This window comes from Chryseobacterium rhizoplanae, assembly GCF_900182655.1.
Lineage (GTDB): Bacteria > Bacteroidota > Bacteroidia > Flavobacteriales > Weeksellaceae > Chryseobacterium > Chryseobacterium rhizoplanae.
Map to the genome: position 1 here is coordinate 24,819 of NZ_FXTC01000016.1, position 18,316 is coordinate 43,134.

The 18,316-nt window shown below is 34.4% G+C and carries 12 protein-coding genes; 8 read left to right on the forward strand and 4 right to left on the reverse strand.

Features of this window, described 5'->3' with window-relative positions; all coding sequences use genetic code 11:
• The first annotated feature begins 48 nt into the window (after positions 1-48).
• The 6 genes from FN817_RS22365 to FN817_RS22390 all read left to right on the forward strand — a co-directional run bounded on the left by FN817_RS22365 (position 49) and on the right by FN817_RS22390 (position 9,498).
• Positions 49-1,428, forward strand: a complete 1,380-nt coding sequence (locus FN817_RS22365) for an NADH-quinone oxidoreductase subunit N (protein WP_047423978.1) — start codon at positions 49-51, stop codon at positions 1,426-1,428.
• Between the two features lie 154 nt (positions 1,429-1,582).
• Entirely contained in the window at positions 1,583-2,641 is a 1,059-nt protein-coding gene (locus tag FN817_RS22370; protein WP_142719851.1) for a hypothetical protein, read from the forward strand.
• Positions 2,613-3,464 carry a DUF4280 domain-containing protein gene (locus FN817_RS22375; protein ID WP_142719852.1) on the forward strand — a complete coding sequence of 284 codons (852 nt, stop codon included), beginning with the start codon at positions 2,613-2,615 and terminating at the stop codon, positions 3,462-3,464. Before FN817_RS22370 ends, FN817_RS22375 begins: the two co-directional genes overlap by 29 nt.
• 12 nt (positions 3,465-3,476) lie before the next feature.
• Entirely contained in the window at positions 3,477-5,729 is a 2,253-nt protein-coding gene (locus tag FN817_RS22380) for a hypothetical protein (RefSeq protein ID WP_142719853.1), read from the forward strand.
• 88 nt (positions 5,730-5,817) lie between these two features.
• The gene (locus tag FN817_RS22385; protein WP_167498925.1) at positions 5,818-6,876 is read left to right on the forward strand and encodes an SH3 domain-containing protein; all 1,059 of its coding nucleotides are present in this window, start codon (positions 5,818-5,820) and stop codon (positions 6,874-6,876) included.
• 309 nt (positions 6,877-7,185) lie between these two features.
• Complete coding sequence (locus tag FN817_RS22390) at positions 7,186-9,498, forward strand: GAF domain-containing protein (protein ID WP_142719855.1); 2,313 nt, start codon at positions 7,186-7,188, stop codon at positions 9,496-9,498.
• A gap of 174 nt (positions 9,499-9,672) precedes the next feature.
• On the opposite strand, the gene FN817_RS22395 is transcribed toward FN817_RS22390, so the two are convergent.
• Complete coding sequence (locus tag FN817_RS22395; RefSeq protein WP_142719856.1) at positions 9,673-10,857, reverse strand: Pycsar system effector family protein; 1,185 nt, start codon at positions 10,855-10,857, stop codon at positions 9,673-9,675.
• Positions 10,858-10,883: 26 nt separating this feature from the next.
• Between FN817_RS22395 and FN817_RS22400 the strand changes: the two genes are divergently transcribed.
• Positions 10,884-14,600: a metallophosphoesterase gene (locus FN817_RS22400; protein WP_142719857.1), complete on the forward strand. Its 3,717-nt coding sequence runs from the start codon at positions 10,884-10,886 to the stop codon at positions 14,598-14,600.
• A 277-nt stretch (positions 14,601-14,877) separates the two neighbouring features.
• Positions 14,878-15,597, forward strand: a complete 720-nt coding sequence (locus FN817_RS22405) for a hypothetical protein (RefSeq protein WP_142719858.1) — start codon at positions 14,878-14,880, stop codon at positions 15,595-15,597.
• An 80-nt stretch (positions 15,598-15,677) separates the two neighbouring features.
• Here the strand turns inward: FN817_RS22405 and FN817_RS22410 are convergent, their stop codons facing one another.
• The 3 genes from FN817_RS22410 to mazG are packed head-to-tail and all read right to left on the reverse strand — an operon-like array spanning position 15,678 to position 18,217.
• A complete protein-coding gene (locus tag FN817_RS22410) occupies positions 15,678-16,481 on the reverse strand; it encodes a hypothetical protein (protein ID WP_142719859.1) in 804 nt (267 codons plus the stop codon).
• A 38-nt stretch (positions 16,482-16,519) separates the two neighbouring features.
• Entirely contained in the window at positions 16,520-17,392 is an 873-nt protein-coding gene (locus FN817_RS22415) for an SdiA-regulated domain-containing protein (RefSeq protein WP_142719860.1), read from the reverse strand.
• Between the two features lie 57 nt (positions 17,393-17,449).
• Complete coding sequence (gene mazG / locus FN817_RS22420) at positions 17,450-18,217, reverse strand: nucleoside triphosphate pyrophosphohydrolase (protein WP_142719861.1); 768 nt, start codon at positions 18,215-18,217, stop codon at positions 17,450-17,452.
• Between the last annotated feature and the right edge of the window lie 99 nt (positions 18,218-18,316).

The following is an 18,316-nucleotide window of genomic DNA, read 5'->3' on the forward strand; positions in this document are numbered from 1 at the left end:
CTGAACCAGTAACTTTAAACTTCAAATCTCACATCTCAAATCTATATTATGAGTGTTTTAATTATTGTTTTCCTAACGGCAGTTATTGCGTTATTTTCAGGAGTTTTTGAACAAGGAAAATTCGCAAGATACATTGGGATTTTGGGATTAATCATCGCATTGTACGTAAGTTTTATGCCGGAATGTTCGTTCTTCGATCATTACAAGCATATGTATGAGTACAGTGGCAATACTGCATTATTCACTAAAATATCAATCGTAACAACATTATTATTATTCTTCCTGGGAGGTTTTGCGTTCAGCAACCACAGAAGCCACCAGTCAGAATTATATGCATTGATGCTATTTGCATTATGTGGAGGAATCATCCTTTTCGGATATCAGAACTTAGTGACGATGTTCCTGGGAGTTGAGATTCTTTCTATTCCATTATATGTAATGGCTGGAGCTAATAAAACTGATCTTAGATCCAACGAAGCTTCGATTAAATATTTCTTAATGGGTGCCTTTGCAACAGGTTTTTTACTGTTCGGGATTGCGTTCATCTACGGAAGTGCAGGAAGTTTTGATCTGTACAAGATTCACGATTTTGGAGTAGCTAATTCAGGGAATGTAATGTTCATCTTAGGAGTATTACTGATTCTTTGTGCATTGGCATTCAAAGTAGCTTTAGCACCTTTCCACATGTGGAGCCCTGATGTATATGCAGGTTCTCCTTCACTTATTACAGCTTTCATGGCGAGTGTGGTAAAGATCTCCGGATTCTTTGCGCTATTCAGATTGATGACGCTTGGTTTTACCGGAGTTACTCACGAATGGATCAACGTTCTAGGTGTATTCTTAATCATTACTTTACTTTTGGCAAACGTTATGGGTCTTGCTCAGACGAATGCAAAAAGAATGCTGGCATACTCTTCAGTATCTCACGCAGGATATATCGGATTGGTATTCTTTGGAATGACCAGCCTTTCTACTTATAACCTTGCCTTTTATTTATTTGCTTATTCTTTATCTACCGTAGGAGTTTTTATGTGTCTGATCTGGGTAGAGAAGTTAAAGAGAGAAACTTCTTTCGGAGCATTCAAAGGATTGGCGAAAACTGAACCTTTATTAGCAACAGCAGCAGCAATCTCTATGCTTTCAATGGCTGGGGTACCGTTAACAGCTGGTTTCATGGGGAAATTTGCTTTATTCTCCCAGGCTATGAACGGTGCAGCTTTCTTAGTATTGGTAGCAGTATTAGGTTCTGCCTTATCAATTGCTTACTATTTAAGACTGATCATCGCAATGTTCTTCTTTAAAGAATCTACATTCAAGTCATCAGAAAAAGTAACCCTTACTTACAACATCATTGCAGTAGTTGTTATTGCTTTGATTATCATCCTTGGGGTTTTCCCGGATTTATTTGCAAGAATGTTCGGATTGTAAAACGATCTTATTATAAATGATATTAAAACCTTCCATTTAATGGGAGGTTTTTTTGTTGATATAATCATTTTAAAATTCATTTATCACTTATCGTAGAATTACTACAGTTTATCTTTTCAAAATTTTATAGATTTACATTATTTGAAAAAAATTGATGATGAAAAAAGATTTTATCAAATATAAAGTGAAGCCAAGTGATAGCCTCAACTCTATTGCATTTCGTATGAATATGAACAAACACGACCTAAAAGAGTTTCATAATCAAAACTCTGGGAAGATGGATAAGTTGTGGTTTGACAGCCTGAGGGGAGTCGAGTTTATTTTGATACCTATAGCCTATATTTCAAAAGAAGAACATGAAAACCTATTACAAAAAAGACTTCCTTCAGTCCAGGATTTAGCTTCGTTTCACGCTGATGAATATAATATCACAGAAAATATACAGCAATTCAATAAAAGTGAACTAACATTTAATTATGAAGTTAATATTGAAATAGAACAGAAAGCATCCCAGGTTATTGCCACAACGAGACAGAAAGATGTCAAAAAAAATAGCAGCACACCGGTTGACAAAATATCCTCACTTGCGCTAGCTTGTATGGAAACAGTTTCTCCTATTCCATTTATTATATCCCCTGATGGGAAAATATCTTTATTTGCTGATCATAAAACTTTAGTACAAAAATTTAAAGATAATCAAACAGCGATCAGAGATTTTTTTACAGGTGCGCCTTCAAAAGCCTATATTGATTTATTTTATGAAAATATCTCAAATGAAAAATATTTTCTAAAACAGATAAGCTCTACCTTATTAAATAAAATATTATTTCCCAATATGAATTGGTTTAGCAGAAAATCAAGGTGGGTAGAATGTTTCAAAATATACCACAATTCTTTTCCCTTGAAATTTGATTTTAATGCCGAATATTTTCATGAAAATATAGAATATGTTGAAACAGTTATTAAAGGAATAATTGCAGAGAATTGCAGTCTTCAGGAATTAATAAAAGGATCTCGTTTTGAAAATGAAAAACAGGAAGAAAATATAAATGCCAGTATATATATACATTATTTCACGGATAAACTTACTAAACAATTAGTTGAAGTAAGTGCCTCAGTACTTATCTGTCATAGGAATGAATTATTTTATAAACACGATTTAAATATAAAAACACAAAAAACAAATGAAAATTTATATCACAAAGGACAATGATACTTTTGCCGATATTGCCCAAAAGTTCAATATAAAAGATGAAAACTATTTAAAAACTTTTCACAATCTTTCGTGCCCCCAAAATGATATTATACATGGAGAGTTAAAGGCCGGGAAACAAATTTGTATTCCTGAAGACCAACAGTTTTTAGCCAATGATAAAATCATCAGACCGAACGAAGATAACAATTCTGATATGCAGAAAACCAATACTAAAAATCATCCTGATAATAATGAAAGTTCAAACGAAGATTCATCTGCGGGAGAGTTAGGCAATACTTCTTCAAAAAATCAAAAAGAGACTAAGAAGACTGAAGAGGAAAATAAGGGCTCCAACGAACATGATGGAAAATATTTCGTTATTCAAAAAGGTATATGCCAATGTAATCAGGGGTTCAAATTTCCAAGATTTAAAGTGACAAGTCATCAAAAACATTACTGGAATAATGCAGAAGGTCAAGATGATTATTTGGCTGTAACAGAAGATGATTTACAATTTGATCCATCTGTACAACCTTTCGGTCAATGTAAACTCAAGCCGAGTTCTGGAGGATATCTACCTTGTACCTATACTCCCGCAGGAAAATGGCAGAAAACCTATGAAAAAGTGAAGGTAATGGGGAAAAGCTGTCTAACAGAAATTTCTGAATTGATGTGCACTACCGGCGGAAAAATTACGGTCCTGAAGCATGGGCAACAAAACGGAATCAGCAAAACACAGATTGCCAATGCTGATTCTCAGGAACAGCATATTTATAATCCTGTAATGGACATTGATGAGCTGAAAGAAGAGATTGATAATAAAAATAGTTATGCACATTAAAATTATAAGGCAATGTCAAAAAAAGGTGTAGCAAAAATAACAGGCCCCACAAATCCACAAATTGGTGCTCCGGCATCCTATTCAGTCACAGAATGGTATAAGGAAACTCCTGCCAGCCAACGAAATGGGAATAATGTCACTTGGGAACTCTTCAGAAAAAGAAATAATGGAAGTTATACTTCTACCAATATCAAAAAGAAAGGGGCAACTGCGACATTTACTTTTGAAGAAAAAGCTCTTGGACAGGAATTCTTTGTAGAGGGTTATCTGAATTCTCCTGAAAAAAAAGGCAATACCATTATTTACATAAAACCCACGAAAGGAACACCTAAAATTATATCATTAACGCTCCTTGACAGCAATAAAAATAAGATTACAATAAAACCTAAATATGGCCAGACCATAGTTGCGGAAATAAAAACGCAGAATATGTTTAAAGAAAAGCTGCTTTTACAGGTTTGGGAACGAGACACAACAGCAGACACCGGACACAACAAAGACGAAAATACACTACTGTATGAAAAAGAAATTACAGTTAATGCTAATGGAGTAAATGATGAAAATATAGTCCTTACTGAATTGATGATGAAAAAAGCTCAGGGAAGTGGAATATCTTTTATGATAGATGGAGGAGAACATGAATACTATTTGGTAGTTAAACATAATAATATTTCCACTTTCAGCCCACAAACAGTTCAGGTTCTGAATCAGATCATTGCGGTAAAAGGAAATGGTATCAATCCTCCACCGGAAAACCCCGAGACCGCCACCAATGTGGGACAGGATCCTAATCAGCAAGGTTCTGAAGGGAAATGTCCGAGGTGTGAAAAAGATTTTACGTGGGATGAAATAAAAGAAATATTTGGGGAAAGTGACAAAACTTTCAGAATGGATTGTGTTAATTGGATTAATAAATATAAATTAGATTTTGGAATAAATACATGTGCAAAAAAAGCTCATTTCCTAGCTCAAATTGCAGCAGAAACCCATTTTAGAGAAAAAGAAATGGCAGAAGGAAATGTAAAATATATTCCAAGAAATATCCGTAGCGGTACTTTTGGGGATCGCGGTAAACTATTGGATAAAAGAGGACAGATTGAAGAATTCTGTAATGAAAGACCCGATCAAAAAAAGTTATTCAGTTTTTTATATGCAGCTGAAAACGGATTTGGTAACGGTAATGGAAATGAAGCCAGCGGAGATGGCTTTAACTTCCGGGGAAAAGGCTTGATTCAGTTAACGGGCAAAGGTAATTACAAATCTGCAATGGGCTTGATTAAAGAATATGTTCCCGCAAAAATCTACAGCGAATTAATATCTTCGGAAAAAAGGATAAAGCATTTTGATAAATTTGAATTTGAAGAAAACAGAAAACAAAAAACTATAAAAGATGTAGATTTATTTGATTTTGTTACTTATTATGATATGCCCACAGAACCAAAATATGCTGTTCTCAGTGCATTAGCAGACTGGAAAGGTAAAGGGCTGAGTAATTCTGCTTTAATGGTTAATGATGTAAAAAATGTAAGACCTGTTAGAAAAAAAATAAATGTAGGTTTAAAAAATCTAGATGTAGCAACTGATTTCTTTAAAAAAAGTGTTTCTCATTTAAAAGTAAATGAATGTACACTAGGCAAGAACAAATCAACGTCCAATGAAAAAGGGACCGTAATTTTAGTGTCTGGAACGGATAAAAAAAGTGAAAAAGATCCCGCACAAAATATATATTGGATTATGTACAAGACAACAGTTTACAAAGATATTACCTTAGCAACATTCAAAAGGCTTAAAAGTGAAGATAAACTACCTAATCCCGACTATACAACATACTTAAGTAGAGATACACATCAAACTTATTCCAAGTCTTCTAATGAAACCTTTAAACATTCTGATAAAAGATTTGGAAAATATAATGAAATTCCCCCTGGTGAATACTTCCTGGTCCCAGGTTTAGATAGTCAAAAATACTTAGTTTATGTAATTGATTCTGAATCAAAATCTGCAGGTGATGAAAATGGAATAAATGGACCTGATGGGGCAAGAGGAGGAGTTGCCCTGCATCATTATTGCCCACGCTTTTCAGTAGGTTGTTTCACATTCAATTCTGGAAAAGATACAACACCTGTTAAAAACTTTGTTAAAGAAATATCCGATTTAAATTTAGGAGATAATAGACCTGTACATTTTATTGTTGAGCCGCGGCAAGTAAAAGAATCACAATGGGATAACCCAGCATATGGAACCACAAAATGGACAGGAATTTAAAATAAAATTAGTAATGAATAAGAATCTGCCACAAATAGTATTATTAATATTCACATTATCCTGTGGACAAAATAAAACGAACAAACAAATGAATTCACAAAATAAAGCTCCCTATAACCTGGTTGAAGAAGGTGATAACACTAAGTTCAATTATGATAATCTTTCACCAGATATTATCAATTATGGAGCTAAATCTTTAGAAAACTTCAATTATAAATTTCCTGATTCTGAATTATTTTCCAAAAGAATATCAGAAGTTTACGGGATAAATATTGATGAATATACCAATAGGATTATCTCCCTGAGAATGTCGGATTTTCCAGAAGTCGCTATAAAAAGTAAAGCATATATATTAGTACAGGATAGCGATTCTGATGCTAAATATTCTATCACGCCAGATATTTTATATCAGTATAATAAATTTATTATTTATAAAGATAAAACGGCGTTAAAAATCCTGAAAATGAGAGATCCTTATCTTACAAAAGATCTGGTTTTATATTATGGATATAATGAAGATAAAGATCTTGTAGATTTTGCTTTCAAAGATTTCGATTTTTCAAACATAACATCCTTCCATGAATTAATTTTCGGAAGAAAAAATAAAAATCAACAATTTGTACTTAGAAAAGGTATAGTGGATGATATTGAACAAATTGTTTATAAAGGCAAAACAAAGGAATTACTCTCTGAGGCCAAAGAAGGAAACGGGTATGATTCATTGGGAGAAATTCTCAATATGATGTATAAAAATCAGATCGATTATGCAGAGTGTGATAAAAGTATTGCTTTTTTATGTGAAAAGTCATTAAATTTAGGTGATATTGGAGATGTTCAGAGTTTTATCAATAAAAATAAAGGTTTTATTAAAAAGTTAGAACACAACAGTTATTATGGTAATGAAAGATTAAAAGTCTTTTGTGAAAACTTAGAAATATTCAATGGCCCGGACGACAATAAAGTAATTAATGACCCCGACGGATATACCAATTTAAGAAAAGATAAAAATACCACTTCAGAAGTTTTACAAAAAATAAAATCTGGTGAAAAGGTAAATGTTTTAGATCAAAGTGGAGATTGGTGGCTTGTGGAAACAAAGGATCGCAAACAAGGGTATATACATAAAAGTAGAATAAAGAATGAGTAATACGTAATAAAATATATTTCGGTTAGTAACATTTAGACGATTTTTCCATCTTTTTCGCCATTGTCAACATTTTTAACTATAAAGCTTTTCTATAGTCAATGGAATCTTTTATTTTTATTAAAACTGTATTACCATTTAAAAAGCTCAGATATTTTTATAAAAAGAAACAGAGATTCACTAAATTCAATATTCTTTTTAATAATTTCACTATAAAACAAAAATAAAGTGATAGAAAAGGCTATTTTCAACAATTAATAACAAATTTATAAATAGTGATTTTTTTCATAACTTTACTTTAAATTTCAGCTTTTGGCTAATCTCTATAAAAAAGACTCTCCTTTTCAGGTTTATATATCATTCAAAAAATATTTGGATGTCCTGGAGCATATCCGATATAACGACAGACTGGAATACAGGGTGAACTATGCCGAGTCTTTGATTGAGAGCACCAGAAATTTTAAAGAGCTCAGAGAAGGCTTTCAGGATACGGCTCTTCTCGAAAAATATGAAGACCTCATCAGATTGCTTCTTGCAGATCTTTTTCCGACAGGGCTTACTAAAAATGAAATAAAAGCAGCCAGTATTCCACTTTCCAACATCACGTTCAATTATACCGAAAGGTTTCAAGATATTCTGAAAGATGCAGGAAAAGACTTTGAAATAGAGCTCAGAAATATTTCAGATAATGAGTTTTATGTGTTCTGCTGCTGTCTGATTCTTCAAAGTTATTTCAAAAAAGATATCAAAAGTACGATTCCGTTTTATTATGACATTCCCAACAAACAGGGAATCATGAAGCATTATAAGATTACGGTCAATTCAGACTTTACGGAAATCATTCCTACTGAGGATGCCAAAATCCCTTCTGATGACACGCTGGATATGCTGCTGGAAAATCTGGATGATTTTAAACTTTGGAAAAAATATTTCCCTTCACAGTCCTGGATATTGAAAGGCTTTACCATCATTTCACTTGTGGACTGTACCTCTGAGGTGGCACTTTCTGATTTGAAATCAAGCATGATAGAAATTGACCCCGAAGATTTGAATCCCAATGAAAATCTGACGGAAATTTTCAAATCTTATTTTGATGTTTCGGAACTGAATTTCGGGCTGATGACTTTCAACAAAAAGGAACAGAAGCTGGATAAACTTCCGATTTATGAAAGTCTTCTTACCAATCATATCCTGGATTTCTGGATCAATGCATTTGATGAAGAGACGCGTAAGAGTACATTTAATAATTTAAATCATAATTCAAAACCTGTTGTTGTTTCTAATGTAAACAACCTGGACGAAAATATCAAGCTGCTTCCTTCCTTCAGTATTTTAAAGGATAACAATGTCAACAGTTTCATGGTAATTCCTATCATGAAAGACGGCGAGCTCCTTGCGATCATGGAATTCACTTCTCCTATTGCAGGAAGTTTTAATGGTTTAAAACTTAAAAAACTTGAGTTCTTTACCGATATGGTTCTTTTCTCTCTGAACAGATTCTACTTTGAGAAAAACTACCAGATAGAAGCCATTATTCAGCGAGAATATACTACCATTCATGACAGTGTGGTGTGGAAATTCAGAAATGAAGCTGAAAAATACTTCACCGCATCACTCGGAAAGAAAATATATACTTTAAAACAGATTGCATTCAAAAATCTTACTCCGCTGTTTGGTGTTTCAGATATCCGTTCTTCTTCTGAAAAACGTTTTAATCTGATGCTGCAGGATCTTAATCAGCAGATTGAATGGCTGAATGAAATTTTGACACTCACCAATTCCGATTCAGAAAAATTTGTACTGGCTCTGGATGTTTTTGAAAATGAGATCAACAATGAGATCAAAGCGGATACAGAACAACGTTTTCAGAGATTATTAAGGGAAGAAATTCATCCTTTTTTACAGGGGAAACTGGAAGTAAGAACCTCCAGAGAAATAAAGGCAAAAATCAAAGATTATTTTTCACATATCTTTAGCACTACGGATCTGTTTTATCACCATAGGAAAAACCTTGATGATTCTATCACGCTGGTCAACCGAAAACTGGCAGACATGCTGGATGAAAGCCAGGTAAAAGCACAGGAAATTTTCCCACATTATTACGAAAGATTTAAGTCTGACGGTGTGGAACACAATCTGTACATTGGTTCTACTATTGCTCCTGAACTACATTATACCTCAAAAGTTGTCCACAAACTAAGATACTGGCAGCTGAAAACCATCTGTAAAATGGAACTTGAATTTCAGTCATTCAAAAAATACCTTCCTGTACAGCTGGATATCGCTTCACTGATCTTTGTATATAATGAAAAAATAGACATCCGTTTCAGAATGGATGAAAAACGTTTTGATGTAGATGGCGCCTACAATTCCTATTACGAAATCATCAAAAAACGCCTTGATAAAGCGCATGTGAAAGATTCTGCAGAACGCATCACCGCTCCAGGAAAGATCACCATTGTTTATTTCGGAATGGAAAACCAGAAAGAATATCTGGACTATATTTCCAAACTTCAGAAAAAAGGTGTCTTACAACATGATATAGAATTTTTAAAGGTAGAAGATCTCCAGGGAATTACAGGATTACTGGCGCTGAGAGTTTCTTTTACACCTCCGCAGGAATAGAAGATCATTTTTCATCCACGATATAAGTATCGGCTGCAGAATCCCGGTTTGTTCAAAAACAGAAATTCATGGTACATCAAATGAAACTATGATAAATCAATCACGAAAAATATCATGAGCGTTTTATCATAGCTTTGGCTCTCTCTAAGAAAGCTTATCTGTTCATTTTTTTAATTAAAGACTAAGAAATGCTGCTCCAAAAGACAGAACAGAAATAATAATTCCTGCCATAAAGATCTTATAGGTAATGGATAAAAGCTTGTACTTCCTGTCCAGAACTTTCCCCAGATAATACAGATCTTTTACCATAGAATCGTAAATATAGTCTCTGTCTTTGATAAGGTCTTTCATTGCATTGTTGTAATCATCAAACAACATCTGCTGAAAGTTTCCAAAGAACAAAAGATTTACTTTTCTGTTGGCAATATCCTGAGGAGTAAACGTTGTTTTGGTCACATTCGGCTTTGTAGATAAAATAGCAAATATGATTGTAAATACACTGGATAACAGCAAAATGAAACTCGGAAGAATCAAATGTGAATTCTTAGGGGCATCCAGCTTCGGAACCAGCACAGAAAGACAAACTGAAATAATAATCGCGTTTACTGATAAAAGGATATTGGCTTTACTATCTGCAATATCGCTAAGTCTCGTATGATTGTTAAGGGTTACTCTGAATAAGGTATCTACACTTCTGTCTGACTTTTCTTTTTCTTTTTTACCCTCTGAGCTTTCCTTTTTATTCTCTTTGTTATCTTTTTTCTCTTCTTCTTTTTCCAGCTTCTTTTCGATCTTTTTAATGTTCTTCTTTTTCAGAGGCTCCCAGTTTTCTTTAGCGTAGTCTGTATAAAAAGTATGCTTATTTTTCAGCATATCCAGATTTCCGGCATTCCATTCCTCATTAGAAAAACATCTTACGTTGGTCAGTTCCCATTCTTTTCTCAAAGCATCGGAAATATCATTATAATCATGGCCTGCAAAATGACTGAAATCCGCGTCTTTCACAATTTTTTCCAGCAAGTTCTGAGGTTCATAATGTATTTTCGTTGCCAGAATCAGTTTTTCAACATCTGCAATATAATTTTCCGGATAATTTTCCTGCTGTAAAAAGGCTTTCATCACCTCCACACTCCTCTCTTCATGGTTCAGCGCACATTCTATATACCCCGTATCATGAAACCATAATGCTACGAGTACTTTCTCCTGATCCTCTTCAGAAACAGGGGTGTTTTTCATGATTTCCTCAGCCTTATTGACTGTATAGGCAGTATGGATAAAATTATGATAAAAATATACCGAAGATAACTTATCTTTGAATAAGATTTCAACATAATTTTTAGCTTTTTGTAGAATGCTCATTCCTGAAATTTTGTTAATGTAAATTTATGAATTTATCCTTTAAAACTCATCTAAAAAATACTTCTATTGTTCTTCGAACTGTAATGTCCGCAGGAGCACTTTATTCCTGTGCTACATATAACGTACAAAAGGGCAAAAACTTATTTGAAGTAAAAGATTCTGATATAAAATCTGAAAATGATTTTAAACTTTTTCTGATTGGAGATGCAGGAAATGCAGATGAACCTCAGGCACAAAAAACACTTAGTTTACTGAAAAACAAACTGGATTCTGCAGACAGCAACTCTATGCTGATCTTTTTGGGAGATAACATCTATCCCAACGGTATGCCCAAAGAAACAGATAAAGAGTATGCCTCAGCTAAAGAAAAACTGGAGAATCAACTTGCCATTACCAAAAATTTCAAGGGTAAAACATTGGTAATTCCCGGAAATCACGACTGGTATAACGGACTGGAAGGATTAAACACCCAGGAAGAGCTGGTAAAAAAATACCTCGACGATAAAAAAGCTTTTCTGCCTAAAAACGGATGTCCTATTGATGATATCAACGTCTCTAAAGATATTAAGCTTATTGCTATTGATACGGAATGGGTTATTGCAAACTGGGACAACTACCCCGGAATCAATAAAAACTGTAATATCAAAACCCGCGAGAATTTTTTTGATGAATTTAAAGATCTCATTATCAAAAATCAGGGCAAAAAAATCATTGTTGCGTTACACCATCCCATTATCAGCAGTGGAACTCATGCAGGCTTTAATTCTGCAAAGTCACATCTTTTTCCTTTAAAAAGTAAGATTCCTGTTCCTGGTGTTGCAAGCTTAATCAATATTTTAAGAAGTTCATCAGGAGCCAGTCCTGAAGATATCAATAACCAGCATTACGCAGATCTGGCCAACAGACTGAAAAGTATCGTTCAGGATAAGGAAAATATTATTTTCGTTTCCGGGCATGATCATAATCTTCAATATCATGAGGATGAAAACCTAAGACAAATCATCAGTGGTGCTGGTTCTAAAACAGACCCTTCCACCATTATAGAAAAAACTGATTTTTCTTACGGAGGCAGCGGTTTTGCGGTTTTAAATTTCAGAAAAGACGAAAGTACAGACGTTGAATATTTTTCTACAAAAGATGCACAGCTTCAAAAACTCACTCATATTTCAGTAATTTCCAAACCGGATGTATTTGTTAATAACTTTCCAAATTCTTTTCCGCAGACATTTTCCTCAACCATCTACCCGGTACAGCTTACTCAAAAAGGAAAATTTTACCGCTGGCTTTGGGGAGATCACTACAGAAACTACTACGGAATTCCGATTGAGGCTCCAACGGCCAATCTTTCAGAATTAAACGGCGGATACACCCCTTTCAGAGAAGGTGGAGGAAACCAGTCCAACAGCTTACGACTAAAATCAGCAGACGGACAGGAATTTGTGATGCGTGGAGTGAAAAAAAGTGCCATCCGTTTTCTTAACAATATGGCTTTCACAAAAAGTACATTGGGTGAAGAGCTCACGGATACCTTCCCCGAAAAATTCCTATTGGATTTTTATACTACCAATCATCCGTTTACTCCGTTTACGATCGGAAATATGTCAGAAAAGCTGAATATTTTACATAGCAATCCAAAACTGTATTATATTCCTAAACAACAAGCTTTGGGGAGATATAACGAGAATTACGGAGATGAAATGTATATGATTGAAGAACGCTTTTCTTCTGATCCTAAAACACTGGCTTATCTGGGTAATGCAAAAGACATTGTTTCTACGGATGATGTCTTAAAGAACCTTAGCAAAAGCAATAAATATTCTGTTGACAGAGAATCTTACATCAGAGCAAGATTATTTGATATGCTTATCGGTGACTGGGACAGACACTCGGATCAGTGGAAATGGGCAGAATATGAAATGGGTGACAAAATAGTATATAAACCTATTCCCAAAGACAGAGATCAGGCATTCAGTAAATATGACGGAGCCGCATTTAAACTTATTATGAACGTTCCGGCAATCCGCCATATGAAAACCTTTACAGAAGATATAAGCAGTGTCAAATGGCTTGCTATGGAACCTTACCCGATGGATCTTGTCTTTTTAAAAGGAGCTGATCAGACAGAATGGGAGGCACAGGCAAAATATATTCAGGAACATCTTACGGATGCGGATATTGATGATGCTTTCCATAATCTTCCGAAAGAAGTACAGGATGAAACCATTGCTGAAATTCAGAGAAAGCTTAAAGTAAGAAAAACAAAACTTCAAAGCTATGCCGCTCAGTACTATGATGTATTACAGAAAAAAGTACCTCTGGCAGGAACTGTGAATCCCGATAAGTTTGTCATCACCAAAAACGGACATTCAGTACTTGTGCAGCAATATAAACTGGGCAAGAATAAAGATCAGAATGAACTGGTTTTTGAAAAGATATACAATGATTCAAAAACAAAAGAACTATGGATCTACGGACTTGAAGATGATGATATCTATGAAGTGACCGGAACCGGAAATCCTAAAATGAACATCAGGCTGATTGGTGGATATAATCATGATACTTATAATGTTGCTGATGGGAGAAAAGTGAAGATTTATGATTTTAAATCTCAAAAGAATACTTATAACGCCGGTAATGCAACCAAAAATATCACTGATGATTATGACATCAACAGCTATAATTACAAGCACCCGAAATACAATTCCGTTGCCGGATATCCAAATCTGGATTATAACCCGGATGATGGTGTCATTGTAGGGGTTCTGGCTAATTATACGGTTAATAATTTTATCCGTGATCCTTATACCCAAAGACACAGCTTAAAAGCTAATTTTTATACTGCCACTGCAGGATTCAGTCTTACCTATAAAGGAGTATTTAAAAAGGCAATCTCAGGTTGGGATCTCAATCTGGATGCATTTTATACAACTCCAAGGTTTTCTCAAAACTTCTTTGGACTGTCTAATGAAAGTGAGTATGATAAGGAAGATACAGAAAGAGAATATAACAGAGCCAGAATTTCAAAGTTCAACTTTGCTCCTTCCATTTCTCAGAAAAGCTGGATGAATCTGAGTCATCAGTTTCAACTGACTTTTGAAGATAATAAGGTACAGAGAAAAGCTGACCGCTTCATTAATCAGTCACCGGATGTAAGACCAGGTGTATTTAACAGCCAGCAGTTTGTAGGAGCCAATTATACATTTGGTTATAAAAATGCCGATAATACAGCTTTTCCTACTCTTGGGCTTGAATTTATGCTTAATGCTGATTGGAAAGCAACCCTTTCAGACTTTAATAAAAACTTCCTAACTTTAAAAGGAAAGCTTGCCATTGATCACAGAATTGATAAAAAGGGAAAATTTGTTTTTGCCAATGCCAGCAATGTCATGTGGATGAATAACAATAATTTTGAATTCTATCAGGCAGCGGCTATTGGAGGTAACAACGGAATGAGAGCTTTCAGAAACGAAAGATTCTCAGGAAGATCTTATTTTACCAATAATTCAGAGATACGATGGGATTTCGGCAGAATAAGAAACAATATTATCCCTGCCAATATGGGAATTCTAATCGGGTATGATATCGGCCGTGTATGGAATGACAATGAAAATTCCAGAAAATGGCATCAATCTGCCGGAGCGGGTGTTTGGTTAAGTATTGTAGAAATGATGTCTGCAAGGCTGAATTATTTCTATGGCTCAGATGGTGGAAGACTTTCTGCAGGGATAGGAATGAAGTTTTAATTATTATAAATTTAAGACAGACACAAAACACTGTTTAACAACATATTAGAATTGATTATTATTGAATATCTAAAAAAAATCAATTTTAATTAAATTTAATAATTCTAATTTTCAGCTTACATTTTTCATTAATAAAACAAATATGGCTTTTAAATAAAAGCCATATTTTCAGCGATATAGGTCAACGCCACCCATAGCTCTATATGTTTATCAATTCTTTAAAAAAAGGACATTTTAAAAACACTTTATATTTGCTGCAACAAAAAATCAACAAGTGATGAAAAAAAAGCTATTGTTTATGGCATTATTTGTTATGTTCATTCATATAAATGCACAGGTAGGTATTAAAACACCAACACCGCAACATACATTACACGTCAACGGTTCTCTACAGGTTGTTAAAGACCTGAATGTAGGTGGCGATGACAGAACGAAGGGAAATTCAGGAAACAAAGGTGAAGTCCTCATGTCAAACGGAGCCGGAAATACGCCGGTTTGGAAAACGATTGAATCTGAAAACTTCTTAAAGGTAGTGTATGTGGGAAATAAAACAGATATCAGCCCATCCAGTGGCAGTTATACAGGGACACATTCTACTCCGGTCAACACTCATGAAAGTTATTCACAAACCTATGTTTTTAATGTGAGTAATAAGATTGATACAGCTTATCTGACCTATAACTCAACCACAGGACTTTTTACAGTAGTAAAACCCGGGTTCTACAATATTGTTCCTTATGCAACCTATGATCTTAATTTAAATCCGTCAGGACAAACTGCAGGAACAGCCAATTCTTATATCCAAAAAGTATCTCCTGCCCTTACAACACTTGCAGGAATATCTACCGGACATGGAGAACGTACTACAGGATTGAATCATAATCTTTCATCCATCAATTTTTTTAATACGGGAGAAACCTTCAGAATACGTTGCCGCTATACACAGGATTTTAGATTATCAAGTGGTAATATCCACATTTCTTACCTTACTCCATAGTCCACAAAAAGTCAATCACTTCAATACATTCATATATTCAAAAACCCCACAGATTTCTCTGTGGGGTTTTATTTAATCTTCTAGAGTGGAAAATACAAAAGTACCTGCCCGTTGGCATCGTAATTATAAGTCCATTTTGATTTTGATATTCCAGGCTGAGGAGGTATGCCCCCAGGATACTCTGCATATTCAATAACTGATTCCTTAGCTCTAAAATTATTTTTTGATAAACTTTTTTCGTAAAAGTCATCATTGATCAGATATAATTTCTTAAATGGATTTTTAGCATTGTCAAAATCTGAATACACGGTAGTTGTAAACTGCTTATTCTTACCTGATGTCTTTTCTAAAGTTTCGCTTTTAGAAAGGTTATTATTTCCATCAAAATAATACGTGGCAAAAAATTCCTGATATCCTCGCTTTGTATATACATTTATTGTATTGGCTCCATAGGCATAGGTTCTTGACATTTCAAGTTCGGCATCAGTTCCATTCTTATAATACTGTTCAGCCTTAATGGGTCTGTTATTTTCCATCAGATAAGAAGTCGTTCTATAACCAGAAGTTGTTTCTGTTTCAAGATAATCTATCTGTACCTTATTGTTTGTATAAGTTAACTGAGTAATTACATCAGGATAAAAAATTTGGACATTTGCTGTTACAAAATAGTTTCTTCCAAGCATTTTCTGTAAACGTCCGTTTTCATAGAAAAACTGATAATATTTTTCAGGACTACGTAGTGTTGTGCGCTGATCCATCTCAAAAATATACCCTTTATCAGGTTGTAAATCTTCAGTCTGATTTTCAGTTACAGTTGTAGTTTCATCATTAGTACTGCAAGAGAATAAACCCAGTACTAATAAAATATAAAATATTTTTCTCATAGTTATTTAATCAGCTGTAAAGATAAAGAATAGAAAGCTTACAATGAAAACGTATACACATTTCCCCCTTCATCCTTCCCTTTCTCATCAGCAATCATTACTGTTTTATCATCCAGAAAAACAATAGCTTCCTTCTGCGAATTATGATTCAAAGAAATTTTCTGAATTTTAGCAGAGTTGAAATCGTTGGTAGTAAAACCTGTAAGAACGTGAACATTTTTATGTGTCAGCAATACAATTTTATCTTTCGTACTGTTGATGGTAGCTGAAGTGATGGCAGCATCATTATAACCGCCCTGAAGTTTTAATGTTCCTATTAACTTTGCTTCAAAATCACCTTCTTTATTAGGCACCTGGAATACAAGAAAAGTCCCGTCAAAACCTTTGCTCCTGTTTTTCGTGAATAAATAAAAATTCCCATCCATTTCTACAAAAGCTTCACAATCGTACAACAGCTTCGATTTTTTTGGCGGAAATTCCGTCTGTCCCTGATAATGGAATTTTGTAGTCTGAACAACCTTGGTGGTAATTTGTTTGCTGTCTTTCAAATCTGTTTTTAAGATAGCCAGATCCTGTCTGTTATTATCATTATTTCCAAAATCTCCGATATAAATATTTCCCTGAGCATCTGATATGATGTCTTCCCAGTCTGTATTTTCAGCATTTTCTACCGGTATTTTTGCCAGCATATCACCTTTATCACTCAGACCATATATTGCATTTTTATTTCCTCTGTCTTCTATCATCCAGATCGTTTTCTTATCTTTTGACAAAGTAATTCCGGAAACTTCCTTCAACTTTTTAGGCAGTGAAAACTGGACTTTCAATTCATCCTCATTAGTGGGAGAATTCTGAGCTTTTGGATTGCAGCTCAATAAAAGCAAAGCAGGTAAAATAAGAAAACGTAACATATCTATTTTTATTTTTTTTAATTGAATGTAAGAAGCATTAATTGTTCCAATAATGAACTATGAAAGTTTTTTTGCTTTTTCCCAAAGAACATCCATTTCATCCAGAGACATATCTGCCAATTTTAAATCCTGTTCTTCAGCAAGCCCTTCCATTTTTTGGAATCTTGAAATAAACTTAAGATTGGTTCTTTCTAAAGCCGAATCGGGATTAATCCCTGAAATTCTGGCATAGTTAATCAAAGAGAAAAAAACATCACCCAGCTCCTGTTCTTTTTTGTCCAGATCAGTTTCAGCATGAAACTCCTGAATCTCTTCATCTACTTTTTTCCAGGCATCTTCGGCATCATGGAATTCAAAACCGATTCCTTTTACCTTATCCTGTATTCTGTAGGCTTTTACCAGACTCGGTAAGCTTTTCGGAACGCCTCCCAAAATAGATTTGTTTCCTTCTTTTAATTTTAATTTTTCCCAGTTTTGTTTTACCTCTTCTTCATCTTTCACTTCAACATCTCCATAGATATGAGGGTGACGGAAGATCAGTTTTTCATTAAGGGAATTGATTACATCTGCGATATCAAAACTTTTTTTTTCTGAACCAATTTTAGCATAAAAAACCAAGTGAAGTAAAACATCACCCAGCTCTTTTTTTATTTCCTGCAGATCATTCTGTAAAATAGCATCGGAAAGCTCATAAGTTTCTTCAAGGGTAAGATGGCGAAGCGATTCTAAAGTCTGTTTCTGGTCCCACGGACATTTTTCACGAAGATCATCCATGATATCCAGTAATCTTCCAAAGGCTTCCAGTTTCTCCTGTTTCGTATTCATAAGTATTGGGAAATTCAATCTTATACAAATGTAAGGGATATTTTGGGTCTGTGGTAGAGGTTAGTGTTGAAAGTTTATAGATGTGGGGTTACGAGGTGC